The sequence below is a fragment of the Burkholderia sp. GW821-FHT14F03 genome (assembly GCF_058803765.1).
The window spans coordinates 222,519-239,677 of sequence record NZ_JBXAPG010000004.1; the positions used below are offsets into that span (position 1 = coordinate 222,519).

Genomic DNA, 17,159 nt, shown 5'->3' on the forward strand with positions numbered 1-17,159 from the left:
CTCGCGCGTGCCGTGCCGTGGGGGCAGCGGCGTCATGCGCGACCGTCCGCGATCAGGTCGATGATCCGCATCAGCGATGCGTCGTCGAGCGCGGGGTAGATCGGCAGGCACAGCACGCGTGCGGCGGTTTCGCGCGCAACGGGCAGGCCGTCGGGTTGCGCCGACGGCAGGCCGCGATAGTTCGGGAAATCCGAGATCAGCGGATAGAAATAGCGGCGCGTGTAGATGCCGTGATCGCGCAGCTTCTGGTAGAGCGCGTCGCGCGTCAGCGGATACGCGTCGTCGACGAGGATCGGAAAGTAGGCGTAGTTGCCGACCTTCACGTCGAGGGCCGGCAGGGATCGGATGCCGGCCACGTCGCCAAGCCGTTCGCGGTAGATCGCATCGATGCGTGCGCGGCGCGTCAGCGCTTCGTCGACGTGCTTGAGCTGGAGCAGCCCGAACGCGGCATTGATCTCGCTCATCTTGCCGTTGATCCCGGCCGCGACCACCGTGACCTCGTCGACGAAGCCGAAGTTTTTCAGGTGATCGATGTGCCGCTTGGTCTTCGCATCGGGACAGATGATCGCGCCGCCTTCGAAGGTGTTGAACACCTTCGTCGCATGGAAGCTGAGGATCGACATGTCGCCGTGCTCGAGCACGCTGCCGCTCGCGGTCCGGACACCGAACGCGTGCGCGGCGTCGTAGATCACCTTCAGGTTGTAGTTGTCGGCGATGCGCTGGATCGCCTCGACGTCGCATGGCCGGCCGTAGCAGTGCACGGGCATGATCGCGGTCGTTTGCGGCGTGATCGCCTCCTCGATCCTGGCCGGATCGAGGTTCAGCGTGACCGGGTCGATGTCGACGAACACGGGATTGATGCCGTTCCACAGCAGCGAGTGGGCGGTCGCGACGAAGGAATAGGGCGTCGTGATGACCTCGCCCGTCACGCGCAGCGCCTGCAGCGCGGTGACGAGCGCGAGCGTGCCGTTGGTGAACAGCGACAGATGGCGCACGCCGAGGTACTCGCACAGCGCGCGCTCCAGCTGTTCGTGGAACGGGCCGCCGTTGGTGAGCGTCCTGGTTTCCCAGATCTGCTCGAGATACGGCATGAATTCCTCGAGCGGCGGCAGGTACGGCTGGGTGACGTAGATCGGCGCCTGGGCTTCCAGTTCGATCTGGCGCAGGGGCAGGGCGTTCACTTGGATTCTCCGTCGAGTTCGGGGCGCGGCGTCACGCTGAAGCTTTCGGGCGGCAGCTCGTCGCACCAGCGGCGCCACATGGTCCTGAACGCGTCCGCGATGTTGCGTCCGACGACTTCAGGCTGGAATGCAGGACTTGCCTGGCAGCGCGAACGCAGTTCTCCACGCACGCGTGCGAGCGTATCGACATCGCGTGCGGCGGCGACGCCCTTCGCGACGAAATCATCGGCGTCGGCGGCGATGAACGCATCGAGGCCGACGTGCGACATCCAGGTCGCGCCCGAGCGGCTCGGCAGGGTGTCGCCCTCGATCGTGAGCGTCGGCACGCCCATCCACAGCGAATGGAGCACGGTGGTCGAGCCGTTGTAGGGGAACGTGTCGAGGCAGATGTCGATCTGGTGGTGCTGCTGCAGGTAGACGATCGTCGCGGAACGTGTCAGGAAGTCGAGGCGTTCGCGCCCGATGCCGGCCTGCTCGAACCAGCCGACCAGCTCGTCCTGGCCACCCTCGGGCGGAATGCCGCCAAGCACCATGCGCGCATTGGGCAGCGCGTGCAGCAGGCGCGCCCAGACCGCGATCACATCGGCGCGCAGCTTGTTGAGACGGTTGAAGCTGCCGAACGTGACATAGCCGTTGTGCCGCGCGGGCAGGAGGTTGACGGGCGGCGCCTGGCGTTCTGGCTCGAAGGCGGCGGCGGCCTGCAGGCGCACGATCTTCTCGCTGAACTGCTGCTCGACCGGCCCCGGCGGAATCGCGAAGCGGTCCGCGAAGTAATAGTCCATCGCGTCGAGGCCGGTGGTCCCCGGATAACCGATGAAGCTGACCTGCACGGGCGCAGGCTTGCGTGCGAAGGTCAGGAGCCGGTTGCGCCCGGTGTGCCCCGACAGGTCGACGAGGATGTCGATGCGGTCGTCGCGGATCTGTCGGCACAGCTTGTCGTCCGACAGGGTGGACACGTCGCGCCACGCGCTCGCATGGCCTTTCAACCCGGCCGTCACGTAATCGGTGAGCACGTGGTTGTAATAGAAGTACAGCGACAGATCACCTTCGCGCTTGAGCGGGCCGAGCAGTGGCGTCAGGTACGACGCGACCGCGTGCTTGAACAGGTCGCCGGACACGAAGCCAATGCGCAGCGGACGCGCCGGATCACGGCGATTCGGGTGCGGGGTCCAGCGCGCGCGCAGCGGCGCCTCGTGGCGCGCCGCGAATCCGCGATGCTCGGCGGCGAGCGCGGCGACGTCGATGTTGATCTGGTGAGTGAGGCTGAACAGCAGGCTGCTGTGCGCGCCGGCATCCGAGGGATTCAGTTCGCACGCGCGCCGGAAGTAGGGCTCGGCCTCGGTAGGCGAGCCGTTGTGGTCGAACAGCATCACGGCAAGCGAGCTGTACATCGATTCGTTGTTCGGCGCGAGTTCGATCGCGCGCAGGCCGTAGGTGCGCGCTTCATCCACGCGGCCGAGCCCGCCGAGCAGCGTGCACATCAGGCGGTTCGCCTCCGGCATGTCGGGCGCAAGCTCGAAGATCTGGCGGCATTGCCGTTCTGCGTCCGCGAACTGGTTCAGGAGGCGCAGCCCATCGGCCAGCAGCAGCCGGCACTGCGTGTCGTCGGGAAGCAAGGTGAGGGTTCGCACGAACGCCTCGCGGGCCGGCTCCGTCTGCCCGCTGCGATGCAGCGCCAGCCCCAGCACGCGCCATGCGGGACCATGCGCGGGAAAGCGCCGGGTCAGCGTGCGCGCCAGCTTGATCGCGTCCTCGTCGCGGCCCTTGTTGTAGAGCGTGGCGAGGCGGTTCATGTCCTGCGGGTTCGGCCGGCGCACGCTGGCCGCAGGCTCCGACGCGGAGGCTTCCGCGGTATCCGGCATGGACGGGAGGTCGAGCGGCGTGCTCAGCGTGAAGCGCATCGGCGAGGGCGTGCCCTCGACCGAATTCGACAGGCGCAGCATCAGCAGGTTGAGCGTCTGGCCGCCGACGCCGCGCTGCTGCGCCAGATTGACCGCCGTCCAGCCGGCGGCGATCATGCCCGCCTCGATCAGCGCGTTGATGTAGCCGAACCAGTAGCTCTCGTCATTCGGCGCGCTGCCGAGCGCGATCTCGAAGTGCGGCAGCGCGTCGGCCGGCGCGCCGGTCCGGACCTTCAGCATGGCGAGCCCATAGTGCGCCTGCGGCTGCTCGGGCAGTGCGCCGAGAATTGCCTCATAGAGCGCCTGCGCGTCATCGAACGCGCCCTGCTGGTGCTGCTCTATCGCGCTTTGCAGCACCAGTGCGATGTCGGCGGCCTGCTGGGCTTCGGGAGACAGCGGGGAGGAGGTCGGGACGGACAAGGTGGCCATGGGCATGACGGAATGAGCGAGTTCACCTGATTATCGGCGCCGCCCCCCGAGCCTGAAGCGCGGAGCTAACCCCAAATCCCCCGTCAGTTTGCCGCATGGTCAATCTGTCCCGATTTTTGCTCCGGCATAAAAAAAGGCCCGCACGAGGCGGGCACGGAGGCGAACGAGCACGCGTCTACACGCGTGATTTATTGTTGTCAGGGGAAGCGGCGTTCAGAACCGCGCGGCGGCCTGCTGGTAGGCGCTGGCCGCATTGGCGCGCGCCATCGCGGCGCGGTATTCGGTCTGCAGCTCGGTCTGGGTCGTCTGCGCGTTGTCGAACACGGCCGCGTCGAGCGTCTGGATCTGCCGCACGAGCTCGAGCGACGCGCTCGTCTGCTCGGCCGTGATCGACATCAGGTACGGGGACCGCACGTCGATCAGGCGCGCGGCCTCCGACCAGTCGGCCAGCCGGGCCGCCTGGTCGATGGCGCGCGTCAGCTCCAGTACGTATTGCACCAGCGAAGTCTGGTCCATGGAATCGCTCCTTTGTTCGTCCAAGCGCGACTCTACGCTTATTTGTTGCTTGCCAGCGCGCCCGCGCTGTTGGTGCCGCCGAACAGCGCCGTCAGGTAGTTCTGGTTCGAGTTCATCGAAGCCATCAGCGTGTTGAGCGCGGTGAATTGCGCGCTGTACTGGTCGGTGAGCTGGGTCGTGTAGTTGGTCAGGTTCTGCTGCTGGGTCGCGAGGCTCTGCAGGTCCGAGTTCAGCGCGCTGGTGCGCGTGGCTAGCATGCCGCCCGTTTGCGTGAAGCCCGTGATTGCCGTGTTGATCTGTGCGCCGATGCCGTTGGTGCCGTTGAACAGCGTCGAAGCGGCCGCCGGGTTGCTTTGCAGCGCGGCCGTGAGCTGCGCCTTGTTGAGCACGAGCGAGCCGTCCGGCAGGCTCGAGGACGCACCGTCGGCGATCGTGATGCCGAGCGCGCCGAGCGTCGCGGTGGAGCCGCCGCCGGGCACGCCGCTCGCGAGGATCGTCATCAGCGAGTTGTTGATCGTATTCAGCGTCGAGTCGCCGAGCAGCGGGCCCGCCGACGCCGAGCTGGTGCCGCCGCCGCTCAGCGAGGTCAGCTGCGTGACCGTCGACACGACTGCGTTGTACAGCGACACGAAATTGGAGATGTCGTTGACCTGGGTCGTGACGTCCTGCGACACGGTCAGGGTTTGCGGCGTCGTGCTGACGGCCGCCTGCGTGAGCGTCAGCGAGACGCCCGCGATCGCGTTCGACACGGTATTGGACGCACTGCTCGCGGCGACGCCGCCGATCGAGAATTCCGCGTCCTGCGCGGCGGTCGATTGCGACCACGCGATGCTGCCGCCCGAGGCGATGGTCGACTGGCCGCCCGTGGTGCTCGGCGTCGACGTGACGGCGAGGCTCGACAGGCCGTTGTCGCCGGACAGGTTGCTGACGCCGACGTTGATCGTGTCGGCCGCGCCCGTATTGGTCGAACGCAGCACGAGGTGGGCGCCGTCGCTGCCCGTCACGACGGTCGCGGTGACGCCCGGATTGTTCGAGGCCGAATTGATCGTGGCGGCGACGCCGGCCAGCGTGTCGTTCGTCGAGTTGATCGAGATCGAGGTCGACTGGCTGCCGATCGACAGGGTCAGCGTGCCGGTGCCGAGCTGCTGCGTCGCGCCGAACGCGCCGGAAGTCAGCGTCTGCGAGGTCGCGATCTGATTGACGGTGATCTGGTAGCTGCCGGCGACCGCGCCCGCGCCGGTCGTGGCGGTCAGGCCGGTGCCGCTGGTGGTGGCGGTCAGGACCTGGTTGAAGGTGCCGTCGGCGAGCGCGCCGAGGCCGCTTTGCAGCGCGCCGAGCGCCGATTGCAGCGTGCCGAGCGCGGTGAGCTGGGTCTGGTCGGACGCGGTGGCGGTCGACAGCTGGGCGGTCTGGCCGGCCGTCTTGCCGTTGACGAGGGCGGTAACGAGCGAATTGACGTCGAGCGACGAGTTGCCGGTCGCACCGCTGATGATGGACTGCGCGGCTTCCTGCAGCGCCTGCTGGGCGGCCTGCTGGGTGGCGCTGGTCGAGCTGGTGATCGGCGTGTTGGTCGTCGACGAAATGGGTGTGGACATCGCTGTACTCCGTGCGTCGCCGGAAGCGGCTGGCGCGAATCTGGAACTTCAGTCGCGATAAGCGAAAAAGAGTGCGGCGGCCACGAGGAGTTGCACCGCCGCACAAGACGGGCCGCTCTACTGCGCGGCCCATCGTACGGTTGCCCGTTACAGCATTACTGCAGAAGCTTCAGAACCTGCTGCGGGTTGGAGTTCGCTTGCGCGAGCACCGAGATGCCGGCCTGTTGCAGCACTTGCGCGCGCGACAGGTTCGCGGTTTCCTGCGCGAAGTCCGCGCTCTGGATCTGCGATTGTGCCGACGACAGGTTCGTCGAGTTCGCTTGCTGCGTCGTCGCGATCGCGGTGAAGCGGTTTTGCGCCGCGCCGAGTGTCGCCTGCAGGTTGTTCACCGTCTGCAGCGCGTTGTCGATCGATACCATCGCCTGGTTCGCGCCGGTGACGGTCGAGATGTTCAGGTTCGAGACCGTCGGCGGCTGGTTGACCGCGTTGATCTGTGCCTGCATCGTCGTTGCCGCGCTGGCTTGCGCAGTCGACATGCCACCCGTGGCTTGCGTCGCCAGCGCCAGGGTCGTGACTGCCGTGCCCGTGCCCGCTGCCGTGCCGCCCGAGAAGATGTTGCCGACTGCCGTCGCGGACAGTGCGGTGCCGTTCTGGTCGCTGAACGTGTAGCCGCCCTTGCCGTCAGCCTTGACGGTGACCGACGTGATCGCCACGCTGGACGCCGTCGACGTGTAGGTGCCGGTCGAGTCGAGGTTCAGGTTGGTGAACGTGCCGACCGTCTGGCCTTGCTGCACCAGGCCGCCGCCGACTTGCGCCGCCGACATGCTTTGGCTCAGGTCGAGGCTGACCGTCTGGCCGACGTTCGCGCCGACCTGGAACGACAGGATGCCTGCCGAGCCGTCGAGGATGTTCTTGCCGTTGTAGGTCGTTTGCGACGCGATCCGGTTCACTTCCGCGATCTGCTGCGAGACTTCCTGTTGCAGCGCGTTCTGGTCCGAGGTCGACAGCGTGCCGGTCGACGCTTGCACGGCCAGCGTACGGATACGCTGCAGGCTGTTGGTCAGCGACGACAGTGCGCTCGACGCGGTCTGGATCAGCGAGACGCCGTCGTTTGCGTTCGACACGCCTTGGTTCAGGCCGTTGATCTGGGTTTGCATCCGGGTCGAGATCGCGAGGCCCGCTGCATCATCCGCCGCGCTGTTGATGCGCTTGCCCGACGACAGACGGGTGATCGCCTGCGACAGGGCGCTTTGCGAACCGTTCAGGTTTTGCTGAGCGACCAGCGAGTTGATATTGCTATTGATTCCGAGCATGGAAAATCTCCTAAGTGAGCCGAAAGCCCATAAAAGCCACTATTGGCATCGGCGGAAGCACTCGTTCTTTGCTGGCCGCCTCAGAGCAGGATTTCGGCCTTCGGAAACAAAACTTGAGGGGCGGGCGAATAGATTCGGCCCGATTTTTATGTCGGGCGCGGCGCGAAATGCCCGCCTGGCCGCGCCGGTGGCGGGCGAAACGGGCTCGGGCGGGCCGGCGGCAGGCGCCGCGCGGCGCGGGAAAGCTCGGGGGCGCGGGTGGCCGGCGGCGCTCGCCGGCCGGCCTGAACGACCTGGCCGGTGCGGCGCCAGGACCGCTGGCGCGCTTGCCGCGACGGGCGCGCCCGGAAGGGGCCGCCCGTCGGGCGACCGCTTCTTATTGCAGGAGCTTCAGCACCTGTTGCGGGTTGGAATTTGCTTGGGCGAGCACGGAGATGCCCGCTTGCTGGAGTACCTGCGCGCGCGACAGGTTCGCGGTTTCCTGCGCGAAGTCCGCGCTCTGGATCTGCGATTGAGCCGACGACAGGTTCGTCGAGTTCGCCTGCTGGGTCGTGGCGATCGCGGTGAAGCGGTTCTGCGCCGCGCCGAGCGTGGCCTGCAGGTTGTTCACCGTTTGCAGCGCGTTGTCGATCGACACCATCGCCTGGTTCGCGCCCGCGACGGTCGAGATCTCGAGGTTCGAGACCGTCGGCGGCTGGTTGACCGCGTTGATCTGTGCCTGCATCGCGGCGGTCGCGGCGACCGCCGCGGGCGACATGCCGCTCGTGACCGACGCCTTCAGCGCCAGGTCCGTGACGGCCGTGCCCGAGCCGGCCGCCGTGCCCGACGAGAAGATGTTGCCGACCGTGGCCGAGGTCAGCGCCGAGCCGTTCTGGTCGGTGAACGTGTAACCGCCCCGGCCGTCGGCGATGACGCTGACCGCCGTGATCGCCGGCGCGCCCGCCGTCGAGGAGCCGCTGGCGTCGAGACTCAGGTTCGTGAAGGTGCCGACCGTCTGGCCCTGCTGCACCAGGCCGCCGCCGATCTGCGCGGCCGACATGCTCTGGCTCAGGTCGAGGCTGACCGTCTGGCCGACGTTCGCGCCGACCTGGAACGACAGGATGCCGGCCGAGCCGTCGAGGATGTTCTTGCCGTTGTAGGTCGTCTGCGACGCGATCCGGTTCACTTCGGAGATCTGCTGCGAGACTTCCTTTTGCAGCGCGTTCTGGTCGGAGGTGGACAGCGTGCCGGTCGACGCCTGCACGGCCAGCGTGCGGATCCGCTGCAGGCTGTTGGTCAGCGACGACAGCGCGCTCGATGAGGTCTGGATCAGCGACACGCCGTCGTTCGCATTCGACACGCCCTGGTTCAGGCCGTTGATCTGGGTCTGCATGCGGGTCGAGATCGCGAGCCCCGCGGCATCGTCGGCCGCGCTGTTGATGCGCTTGCCCGAGGACAGGCGCGTGATGGCCTGCGACAGCGCGCTTTGCGAGCCATTCAGGTTTTGCTGGGCGACCAGCGAGTTGATGTTGCTGTTGATTCCGAGCATGGAACACTCCTGGGAGAGTCGGACGAAAAGGAAGCCGGAGTCGGCATCGGCGGCCGCCTGCGTCCCTTGCCGGCGGCCTCAATGCAGGTTGTCGTCTCTCATAAAAGCGGCTGAATACAAATGAAAGGTTTGGAAAGGATTTGAGTGAGGCGTGACGTCAATTGGATTGATCCCTTATTTATATGTGCCCGGATTCGAGGATTTATCTCAAAATAGGGCAGCAAATGCGCGGGAACGCAGGGGAAGGCGCTCGGGGAGCCCGCCACGGGAAAGCGGTAAACCGGTAGCCGGCCCAATGTTTACCTGTTATGATGGCGGGCTGAATTGAGATTTTCTGTCAAGCCTTTGCCGCTCGCGGCATGTCTGCTGGCAGTCAAACGCGGCGCCTGGTGTGGGTTGCCAAGCGTGTCGCGGTGCATTCCGCCTCTCATTTCCGGCCTCCGAGGCCGTTAGCCGCTCGTTTCGCCTGTTGTGGGAACGCCCGGAAGGCCGGTGCGTGGCGCTTGGCCGCTACGTTTTTGACCGTATCAAGCAATTTAGGAACGACATGACGACGATTCTTCTGAAGGAAAACGAGCCGTTCGAAGTGGCGATTCGCCGCTTTCGCCGTGCTATCGAAAAAAATGGCCTGATCGCTGAACTGCGTGAACGCCAGTCGTACGAAAAGCCGACGGCTGTGCGCAAGCGCAAGAAGGCCGCTGCGGTGAAGCGTCTGCACAAGCGCCTGCGCAGCCAGATGCTGCCGAAGAAGCTCCACTAAAAGCTTCTTTCCGGTTCGTCCGCGAGCGGCGATGCGAGTCTCGAAAGAGGCTGCATCGCCGTTTTGCTTGGAGCATCCGGCGTGACGTACGATGAAAGACCCCGCCCGGCGCTAGTCGGGCGGGGTTTTTTGTTACCGGGCGCCGGGACGTCTGCGCAAACGGCAACCGGCGATGCGGATCGCCACTGCGATTCCGGACGGCGCCGGCGCATGCGGCGCGAACGGCATCCGGGCCGCAATCGCGAAATGCCGGACCGAGCACGCTCATGGGTCCGGCCGTATCGTCGCGCGATCGACCTTCAGGCGGACCGGACCGGCTCTTTGAACGCGACCCGGCGGCGATGCCAGCGGAGAAGCCGGTCACTGCACGGCGTTCACCCTTGCGCCAGACTTGCGCAGGAGCCGTCCGCCAGCGCGCTCGCCTCCCGAACGGTTCCCTCGGTATACTTTGCGGCAGCTAACCAAGATGTCGGGTCCGACGGCAAGTATGAGAATTCACCCATGCATGATCTGCAGCCGCGAAACGGCGTACTTTTTCTCGAAAGACTACCCGACCTATCCGGGCAGCCCGTTTCCCGAGACGCTGACAGTTGATTTCTGGAAATGCGGAAACTGCGGTTTCACCGTGTCGAGAACCCATCAGGAAATGACCGATGCGCAATGGTCGCAACTGAATTCGAGTTGGCATCACACGTTTGAAAACGATCTTGCATCGAGAACCACCAACCAGCCGCCATACATCGATCAGGCGCTCGCCCTGACGCTGTTGGCGAAGAACGGCGTCGTCGAGCTTGACGATGCGATTGACTATGCGGCCGGCTACGGTACGTTCTCCCGTTGCATGAAGAAGTACTTCGATATCGGCATTCCCATCTTCGATCGCTACGTGCGCAATCAGGACAATCGCGTCAGCTATGTGGCCGAGCAGGATCTGTCCCGCTACACGCTGGTGATCAACAGCGCGATGTTCGAGCATGTGCTGGACCGAGATGCGCTTGATGAGGTCAATCGACTCGTGCGTGACGATGGCGTACTGATGCTGCATACCGTGATCGCCGAGCGGGTGCCGAAGGATCCGGACTGGTTCTACATCGACACCATGGTCCACACGGCCTTCCATACCAACAAGAGCATGTCCTTGCTGATGGACCAGTGGGGATACGCCGCGTCGGTCTATTCGCCGCAGGCCAAAAGCTGGTATCTGTTCAAACGCGGCTGCCCGGGGCTGGCCGAGCTTGAGGCGCGCATCATCGGGATCAACCGCGAATTGCAGACCCCCTATTTTCATTACAAGCAGGGATTCGTGGATTACTGGAAAGGATTTTGATCGACCGCTTGCCCGGGGATATCAATGCCGGCTCGATCCGCCGCGGTCGGGACTGACGCTCGGATGAGCACGGCAGACGAGACCGGGCGCGCTTCGACAATGCCGGCATGGTCAGCATGACCATCGAGAGATGGGCCTATTGACGGCACAGGCGAGATATTGCCGCAACGCTTTCGGTATGTGCCGACCCCGGAAGGTGGCAACTGATTCTCGTGCGATACCGCACGCCCGCCGGAGCAGCGTCAGGCGAGCGGATCGCTTTGATCCCGCCGCTCAGAAATCGAACTTCGCGTTGACGCTGACGGTGCGCGGATCCCCCGGCATCACGTAGTTCTCGTACTGATACTGCCAGTAGCGGCGATTGGCGAGGTTGTCGAGCGAGGCGCGCAGCGTGACGCCGTGACCGCCGACTCGCGTGGTGTAGGTCGCGCCGAGGCCGAGCAGCAGATAGCCGGGCGCGTTCAGGCCGCCCGCCGCGCGCAGCGGCGTATTGCCGGTGAACTTCGCCTGCGCGCCGAGCGTCAGGCCCGGCAGCGTCGGCACCGCATACGCGAGCTTGCCCGCCGCGACGAAGGTCGGCGCGCCGGCCACCCGGTTGCCGTTGTTGGCCGCGCCCTTCGCATACCAGCTGTCGAGCGCCATCAGGCTGCCAGCCACTTCCCACTGCGAGCCGAGCTTCGCGCTCGCGGCCAGTTCCACGCCCTGATAGATCGACTGGCCGTCCTGCACGTAGACGTTCGCGCTGTTCGCATACGCCGCGCCGCGCTCGATCCGGAACAGCGCGGCCGTGGCGCTCCAGCGCGCGTGCTCGCTCTTCACGCCGACCTCGTATTGCTTGCTGCGCAGCGCCTTGAGCAGTTCGCCGTGGTTCGCATAGGTGTCGCCGACGCGCTGGCCGGGTTCGAGCGATTCGACGTAGCTCGCGTACAGCGTCGTCGACGGCGCGAGCTTGTACAGCAGCGCGAAGGTCGGCGTGATCACGCCGTTGTCGGCATAGGTGGACAGCGTCGCGCCGGCGGGACTGTACGAATTCTGTTCGTAGCTGATGTAGCGCAGGCCGGCGATCACCGACCAGCGCTCGGTCAGCTTCACGGTATCGCTCGCGAACAGCGATTTCTGCGTGATGTCGTTGTCGCGGTACTGCGTGAAGCCGCCCGGGTTGTACAGCGTATTCGGATTGGGCGCGTACAGGTTGCCCGTGCCGATGCTGTGGTACAGGTCGTTGCTCGAATAGTCGCTGGTCTCCTTCTGCCACGCCGCGCCGAACACCAGCTGGTGGCTGAACGGGCCGGTGCGCACCTTGCCTTCGAGCATCGCCTGCCACAGGCTGAAGCGATGCCCCTGGTTGCCGGCGTAGCGCGTGTCGTTGTAGTTGCCGGCGCCGTCGAGCAGGTTCAGCGTGCTTTCGTTGCGCTGGCGCGTCACCTTGCTGTAGCTGTAGGTCGCGCTCGCGACCCAGTCCGGCGTGAGCTGGTACTGCACGCCGAACGTGTACTGCTGCAGGTTGGTGGCGAGATACTGGTCCGCGCCGGCGAGGTTCGAGGTGCCGCCGCTGATCGCGCTCGGCAGGCTCGCGCCGGTGTAGCTGCTGGTATAGATCGACGGCGTTTGGCCCGAGGTGCGCCGGTTCTGGTACAGCGCGCCGAAATTGACGGACAGGTCGCGCGTCAGGTTCGCGTCGAGCGCGAGCGAGGCGGTGTCGCGCCGGACGTTGCCGCCGTTGTAGATCTTGCCTTCCTCGTGGGTCGCGTTCAGGCGCGCGCCGAACATCTGGTCCGGCCCGAAGCGGCGGCCGAGATCGACGTGCTCGCTCCACACCCCGGTGCTCCGGTAGCCGACGTCGACGCTCGCCACCGGCTGCGCGGTGGGCTTCTTCGTCACGTAGTTGATCACGCCGCCCGGTGACGCGAAGCCGTACATGAAGCCGCCCAGGCCCTTGAGCAGCTCGACGCGCTCGAGCTGCTCGTAGGGCATGGTGATTCCGTACGAGACGAACGGCAGCCCGTCGATCTTGTAGCCGTTCTGCCAGTCGAGCTGCAGGCCACGCACCGACAGGTAGCTGGCCCAGACGCTGTAGCCGTTGCCGTTGTCGGTCACCGACGCGTCGCCCCCGAACACCTCGGCGAGCTTGAATGGCTGGCGCTCCGCCAATTCCTTCGCATCGACGATCGTGGTCGAGAACGGCGTATCCAGTTGCGAGCGGGTGCCGAGCGCCCCGCCGCTCACGTCCTCGCGCAGATGCTGCGGGGCGTCGGGCGCGGCCGTGACGCGCACGGCGGGCAGCGTGTTTTCCTGCGGCGGCGTGCTGTCCGGCGACGGGGCCGCGTGAGCGAGGGCGCTGCTGCAGAAGGCGAGCCACGCGGCAAGGCGCAGCGGTCGAAGGGCGGGATGGGTCATGAAGATGGAATAGTGTTGCGAATCATTCGCATTTATATGAATGGCGCGCATGCTATCAAAGATCGGCCGGAGTCCGAAATCATTTGGCTGCAAACTCAGATGTGTCTGGAACGCGCAACCGGCGGTGAGCCGGCGACTTGTCGCCCAGGCAAGAGATTTGATAGAATGAGAACGATTCTTATTCTATTTTCGTGCAGTGAGTCCCGCAGCCCACTTCTTCGGCGTCCGCCCGGCCGCTTCCGTCCCGTTTCGTCTGTCGCGCGCATGAGGCCGCTGTTCGTCCTCCTGCACCGCTGGCTCGGTGTCGGGGTCGCGCTGTTCCTGTTCCTGGCCGGCTTGACGGGCGCGATCATCGCCTGGGACCACGAGCTCGATGCGCTGATCAATCCCGAGTATTTCCACGCGCACAGCGGCCAGCCGCCGTTGTCGGCGCTCGAGCTGGCCAACCGGATCGAGCGCGCCGATCCGCGCATCCAGGTGACCTACCTGCCGCTTGCGATCGAGCCCGGCCATACCTTGCAGGTGGGATTGATGCCGCGCACGGATCCCGCGACCGGCGCGCCCTACGTACTCGACTTCAACCAGCTGGCCGTCGACCCGGGGACGGGCGCGGTGCAGGCGCGCCGCGAATGGGGGGCGATCTCGCTCGCGCCGCTCGAACTGATCCCGTTCATCTATCGCCTGCACTACGCGCTGCACCTGCCCGCCGTGGGCGGCATCGATCTGGGGATGTGGGTGATGGGCGTCGTCAGCATGGTCTGGCTCGTCGACAGCGTGATCGCGCTGGTGCTCGCGTTCCCGAGCCGGAAGCAGTGGCGCAAGTCGTTCGCGTTCCGCTTCGCGCGCGGCGGCTACCCGGTGGTGTTCGACCTGCACCGCTCGGGCGGCGTGTGGGTGTGGGCGCTGCTGATCGTGGTCGCGTTCACCTCGGTGTCGATGAATCTCGGCAACCAGGTCGTGCGCCCGCTCGTCGAGCGGCTGTCGCCGCTCACGGCCACGCCGTTCACCGATCCGCAGCGCTTCGCGCCCGCGCAGCACGCGCCCGCGCCGATCAGCCGCGAGCGGATGGCGGCGATCGCCGCCGACGCGGCGCGCGCGGAGGGCATCGAGGCGCCGCCGGGCGGCATGTTCTATTCCACCGCGCTCAATGTTTACGCGGTCGGCTTCTTCCGGCCGGGCAATGACCACGGCGATGTCGGCCTGGGTAATCCGTGGCTGTTCTGGGACGCCTCGACGGGCAAGCGCGTGGCGGGGCTCGTGCCCGGCCGCGGGTCGGCGGGCGACGTGTTCATGCAGGCGCAGTTCCCGCTGCATTCCGGCCGGATCGCCGGCCTGCCGGGCCGCGTGCTCGTCAGCGCGCTCGGCGTCGTGATCGCGATGCTCAGCGTGACGGGCCTGTGGATCTGGCTGAAGAAGCTCCGCGCCCGGCGCCGTCCGGCCGCCGCGTCGAATCCGGCCAAGGCCGCGCGCGCCGCGTCCTGAGCCGGCTGGCCAGGCGCGGTCGGCTAAGGCGCGGTTGGCCAGGTGCGGCCGGCTAGGTGCGGCCAGCTAGGCGCGCGCGCCGCGCTTGGCGGACGCCTTGCCGAGCGCCGCACAGCGCGCGTGGCATGGGCAGGTTCGCTCGTGATCGTTGACGAGGCCGGTGGCCTGCATCAGCGCATAGCAGATGGTCGAGCCGACGAACTTGCAGCCATAGCGCTTGAGCGCCTTGCTGAGCGCGTCGGAGGCGTCGGTCGAGGCCGGCGCGTCGCGATAGGAATCCCAGCTGTTCTGGCGCGGCGCGCCGTCGACGAAGGACCACAGGAAGGCCGCGAACGAACCGTGCTCGGCCTGGATCTGCTGGACCGCCCGCGCGTTGACGATCGCCGATTCGATCTTCGCGCGGTTGCGCACGATGCCGGCGTCGAGCATCAGCTTGTCGACGCGCGCCGGCGTGAAGCGCGCCACCTTGTCGACCTCGAAATTGGCGAAGGCCGCGCGGTAGCCTTCCCGCTTGTTGAGGATGGTCGACCACGACAGGCCTGCCTGCGCGCCTTCCAGGATCAGCATCTCGAACAGGTGGCGGTCGTCGCGCGACGGCACGCCCCACTCGGTGTCGTGATAGTGGGCGTCGGCGTCCGTGCGGACCCAGTTGCAACGTTCTCCCATCGCATCCTCTCGTGTCGTTCCGGCTTGAGCTGCGTCAGGATAGCGGAATGCCGCGCACGTGCAAGCCCGGCCATTCGGCCGATGCGCGGCGGCCGCGGTTGCGGTTAAGCTTGCGCGTCGATGAACAGGCGGAACCCAAGCAATGAGCCATGACCTTTATCTGATCGGCATCGACGGCGGCGGCACCGGCACCCGCGCGGTGCTGGCCGACGCCGCCGGGCGCGAGCTGGGCCGGGGCGCGGGCGGGCCGTCGGGGCTCGCGCTCGGCGTCGAGAACGCGTGGCGTTCGATCGAGGCCGCATGCCGCGCGGCGGCCGCGCAGGCCGGCGTCGGCTTCGACTGGCACGCCTGCGTGCTCGGCTGCGGGCTCGCGGGCGTGAACAATCCCGCGTGGCTGGCCGCGTTCCGCGCGCGCGCGCCGCTTGCTGCGCTGGCGGTGGAGAGCGACGCCTACACGACCGTGCTGGGCGCGCACGGCGGCGGCCCGGGCGTGATCGTCGCGCTGGGCACGGGCAGCATCGCGGCCGCGCTCGACGCGGCCGGCGCCTGCCGCCTCGCGGGCGGCTACGGCTTCCCATCGGGCGACGAGGCGAGCGGCGCGTGGCTCGGGCTGCGCGCGCTCGCCTACGCGCAGCAGGCGCTAGACGGCCGGGCGCCGCTCGATGCGTTCGCGCGTGCGCTGCTCGACGAAACCGGCGCGGCCGAGCGCGACAGTCTCGTGGTCTGGTCGTGCGACGCGAACCAGACCGCCTACGCGCGGCTTGCGCCGATCGTGCTCGCGCATCGCGCGCACCCGTATGCGGCCATGCTCGTCGCGCAGGCGGGCGACGAGATCGGCAAGCTGATCGACGCCCTCGATCCGGCCGCCGCGTGGCCCGTCGCGCTCTGCGGCGGGCTCGCGGCGCCGCTCGCCGACGCCGTGCCCGAACGCCACCGGCCCCGCTTGCGCGCGCCGCTCGCCGACTCCGCGCAGGGTGCGCTGCAGCTCGCGCGCCGCGAGGCGGCGGGCCGCGCGGCGGCGCCCTGAGCCGCGCCCGCCGCGACAAACGGCGGCAGGGCGCGCGCCGCGGCGCTAGAATGGCCGTTTGCGCTTCCGCCTCCCCCGCTCAATTCCGACCTGCCGCCATGTATAAAGTCATCGCCACCGATCTCGACGGAACCCTGCTGAACAGCGACCACCAGCTCGATCCCTATACGATCGAGACGGTGCGGCGGCTGGCCGACGACGGCGTGGACTTCGTGATCGCGACCGGGCGCCATCATGCGGACGTGAACGGCATTCGCGACGTGCTCGGGATCCGGCCGTACCTGATCACGTCGAACGGCGCGCGGGTGCATGCGCCCGACGGCAGCCTGATTTACGCACAGGACCTCCCCGCGCCGACCGTGCGGCAGCTGGTTCGGCCCGAGTCGGCGGGCGCCCACGGCCGGGTGATCGTCAACCTGTTCACGAACGACGCCTGGCTGATCGACCGCGACGCGCCGCATCTGCTCGACTTCCACCAGGACTCCGGTTTCAACTACAGCGTCGTCGACCTGCTGGCCCATGATGGCGCCGATGTCGCGAAGGTGCTGTATATCGGCGAGCCCGAGGATCTGGCCGAGGTGTCCGACAACCTCGCCGCGAATTTCGGCGATGCGCTGTACGTTACCTATTCGCTGCCCGATTGCCTCGAAGTCATGACGGCGAACGTGTCGAAAGGGCGCGCGCTGCGCGTCGTGCTGAGCCGGCTGGGCGTCGATCCCGCGCACTGCGTGGCGTTCGGCGACAACATGAACGATATCGACCTGCTGGAAACCGCCGGTCATCCGTTCATGATGAACAATGCGAATCCGGATCTCGTCTCGCGCCTGCCGCGCGTGCCGCGGATCGGCAACAACTCCGACGCGGGCGTCGCCCGCCAGCTGCGCGCGCTGTTCGCGCTCGAGGACGGCGTGGCGGGCTAGGTTGCCGCGACCGATCGGGCGTGCCGCGACGCGGCATCGCCCGAGCACGCTGCACCCGAGCACGCTGCACCCGAGCACGCTGCACCCGAGCACGCTGCACCCGAGCACGCTGCACCC

Annotated in this window: 13 protein-coding genes; 5 read left to right on the top strand and 8 right to left on the bottom strand. The window is 66.9% G+C overall.

The genetic code is table 11. The features are described from left to right. Positions 1–32: 32 nt before the first annotated feature. The 6 genes from vioA to AC1RQF_RS04825 form a co-directional block, all read right to left on the bottom strand. The gene (vioA, locus tag AC1RQF_RS04800; protein ID WP_274000307.1) at positions 33–1,181 is read right to left on the bottom strand and encodes a dTDP-4-amino-4,6-dideoxy-D-glucose aminotransferase VioA; all 1,149 of its coding nucleotides are present in this window, start codon (positions 1,179–1,181) and stop codon (positions 33–35) included. Beyond that, complete coding sequence (locus AC1RQF_RS04805; RefSeq protein ID WP_274000308.1) at positions 1,178–3,511, bottom strand: tetratricopeptide repeat protein; 2,334 nt, start codon at positions 3,509–3,511, stop codon at positions 1,178–1,180. Before AC1RQF_RS04805 ends, vioA begins: the two co-directional genes overlap by 4 nt. Positions 3,512–3,724: 213 nt before the next feature. Further along, positions 3,725–4,027, bottom strand: a complete 303-nt coding sequence (gene fliT / locus AC1RQF_RS04810; protein WP_274000310.1) for a flagellar protein FliT — start codon at positions 4,025–4,027, stop codon at positions 3,725–3,727. Between the two features lie 38 nt (positions 4,028–4,065). Then, a complete protein-coding gene (fliD, locus tag AC1RQF_RS04815; protein WP_492871432.1) occupies positions 4,066–5,622 on the bottom strand; it encodes a flagellar filament capping protein FliD in 1,557 nt (518 codons plus the stop codon). 155 nt (positions 5,623–5,777) lie between these two features. Next, positions 5,778–6,935, bottom strand: a complete 1,158-nt coding sequence (locus AC1RQF_RS04820; RefSeq protein ID WP_274000314.1) for a flagellin — start codon at positions 6,933–6,935, stop codon at positions 5,778–5,780. A 376-nt stretch (positions 6,936–7,311) separates the two neighbouring features. After that, entirely contained in the window at positions 7,312–8,463 is a 1,152-nt protein-coding gene (locus tag AC1RQF_RS04825; protein ID WP_274000316.1) for a flagellin, read from the bottom strand. A gap of 547 nt (positions 8,464–9,010) precedes the next feature. Between AC1RQF_RS04825 and rpsU the strand changes: the two genes are divergently transcribed. Continuing rightward, entirely contained in the window at positions 9,011–9,223 is a 213-nt protein-coding gene (gene rpsU, locus AC1RQF_RS04830; protein ID WP_006401410.1) for a 30S ribosomal protein S21, read from the top strand. 646 nt (positions 9,224–9,869) lie between these two features. Beyond that, positions 9,870–10,550, top strand: coding sequence for a class I SAM-dependent methyltransferase (locus AC1RQF_RS04835; RefSeq protein ID WP_274004414.1), 681 nt, complete (start codon positions 9,870–9,872; stop codon positions 10,548–10,550). 273 nt (positions 10,551–10,823) lie between these two features. Here AC1RQF_RS04835 and AC1RQF_RS04840 read toward each other — a convergent pair whose 3' ends face one another. After that, positions 10,824–12,947: a TonB-dependent siderophore receptor gene (locus AC1RQF_RS04840; RefSeq protein WP_492871434.1), complete on the bottom strand. Its 2,124-nt coding sequence runs from the start codon at positions 12,945–12,947 to the stop codon at positions 10,824–10,826. Positions 12,948–13,211: 264 nt separating this feature from the next. On the opposite strand from AC1RQF_RS04840, the gene AC1RQF_RS04845 reads away from it, so the two are divergent. Then, the gene (locus tag AC1RQF_RS04845) at positions 13,212–14,429 is read left to right on the top strand and encodes a PepSY-associated TM helix domain-containing protein (RefSeq protein ID WP_492871435.1); all 1,218 of its coding nucleotides are present in this window, start codon (positions 13,212–13,214) and stop codon (positions 14,427–14,429) included. 66 nt (positions 14,430–14,495) lie between these two features. Here AC1RQF_RS04845 and AC1RQF_RS04850 read toward each other — a convergent pair whose 3' ends face one another. After that, complete coding sequence (locus tag AC1RQF_RS04850) at positions 14,496–15,095, bottom strand: DNA-3-methyladenine glycosylase I (protein ID WP_274000552.1); 600 nt, start codon at positions 15,093–15,095, stop codon at positions 14,496–14,498. 142 nt (positions 15,096–15,237) lie between these two features. On the opposite strand from AC1RQF_RS04850, the gene AC1RQF_RS04855 reads away from it, so the two are divergent. Beyond that, positions 15,238–16,122 (top strand): glucosamine kinase nucleotide-binding domain-containing protein, encoded by an 885-nt coding sequence (locus AC1RQF_RS04855; protein ID WP_274000553.1) that lies wholly within the window; start codon positions 15,238–15,240, stop codon positions 16,120–16,122. Between the two features lie 98 nt (positions 16,123–16,220). Then, on the top strand, positions 16,221–17,042 hold the full coding sequence (locus AC1RQF_RS04860; protein WP_492871436.1) for a Cof-type HAD-IIB family hydrolase: 822 nt from the start codon (positions 16,221–16,223) through the stop codon (positions 17,040–17,042). Positions 17,043–17,159: the final 117 nt, after the last annotated feature.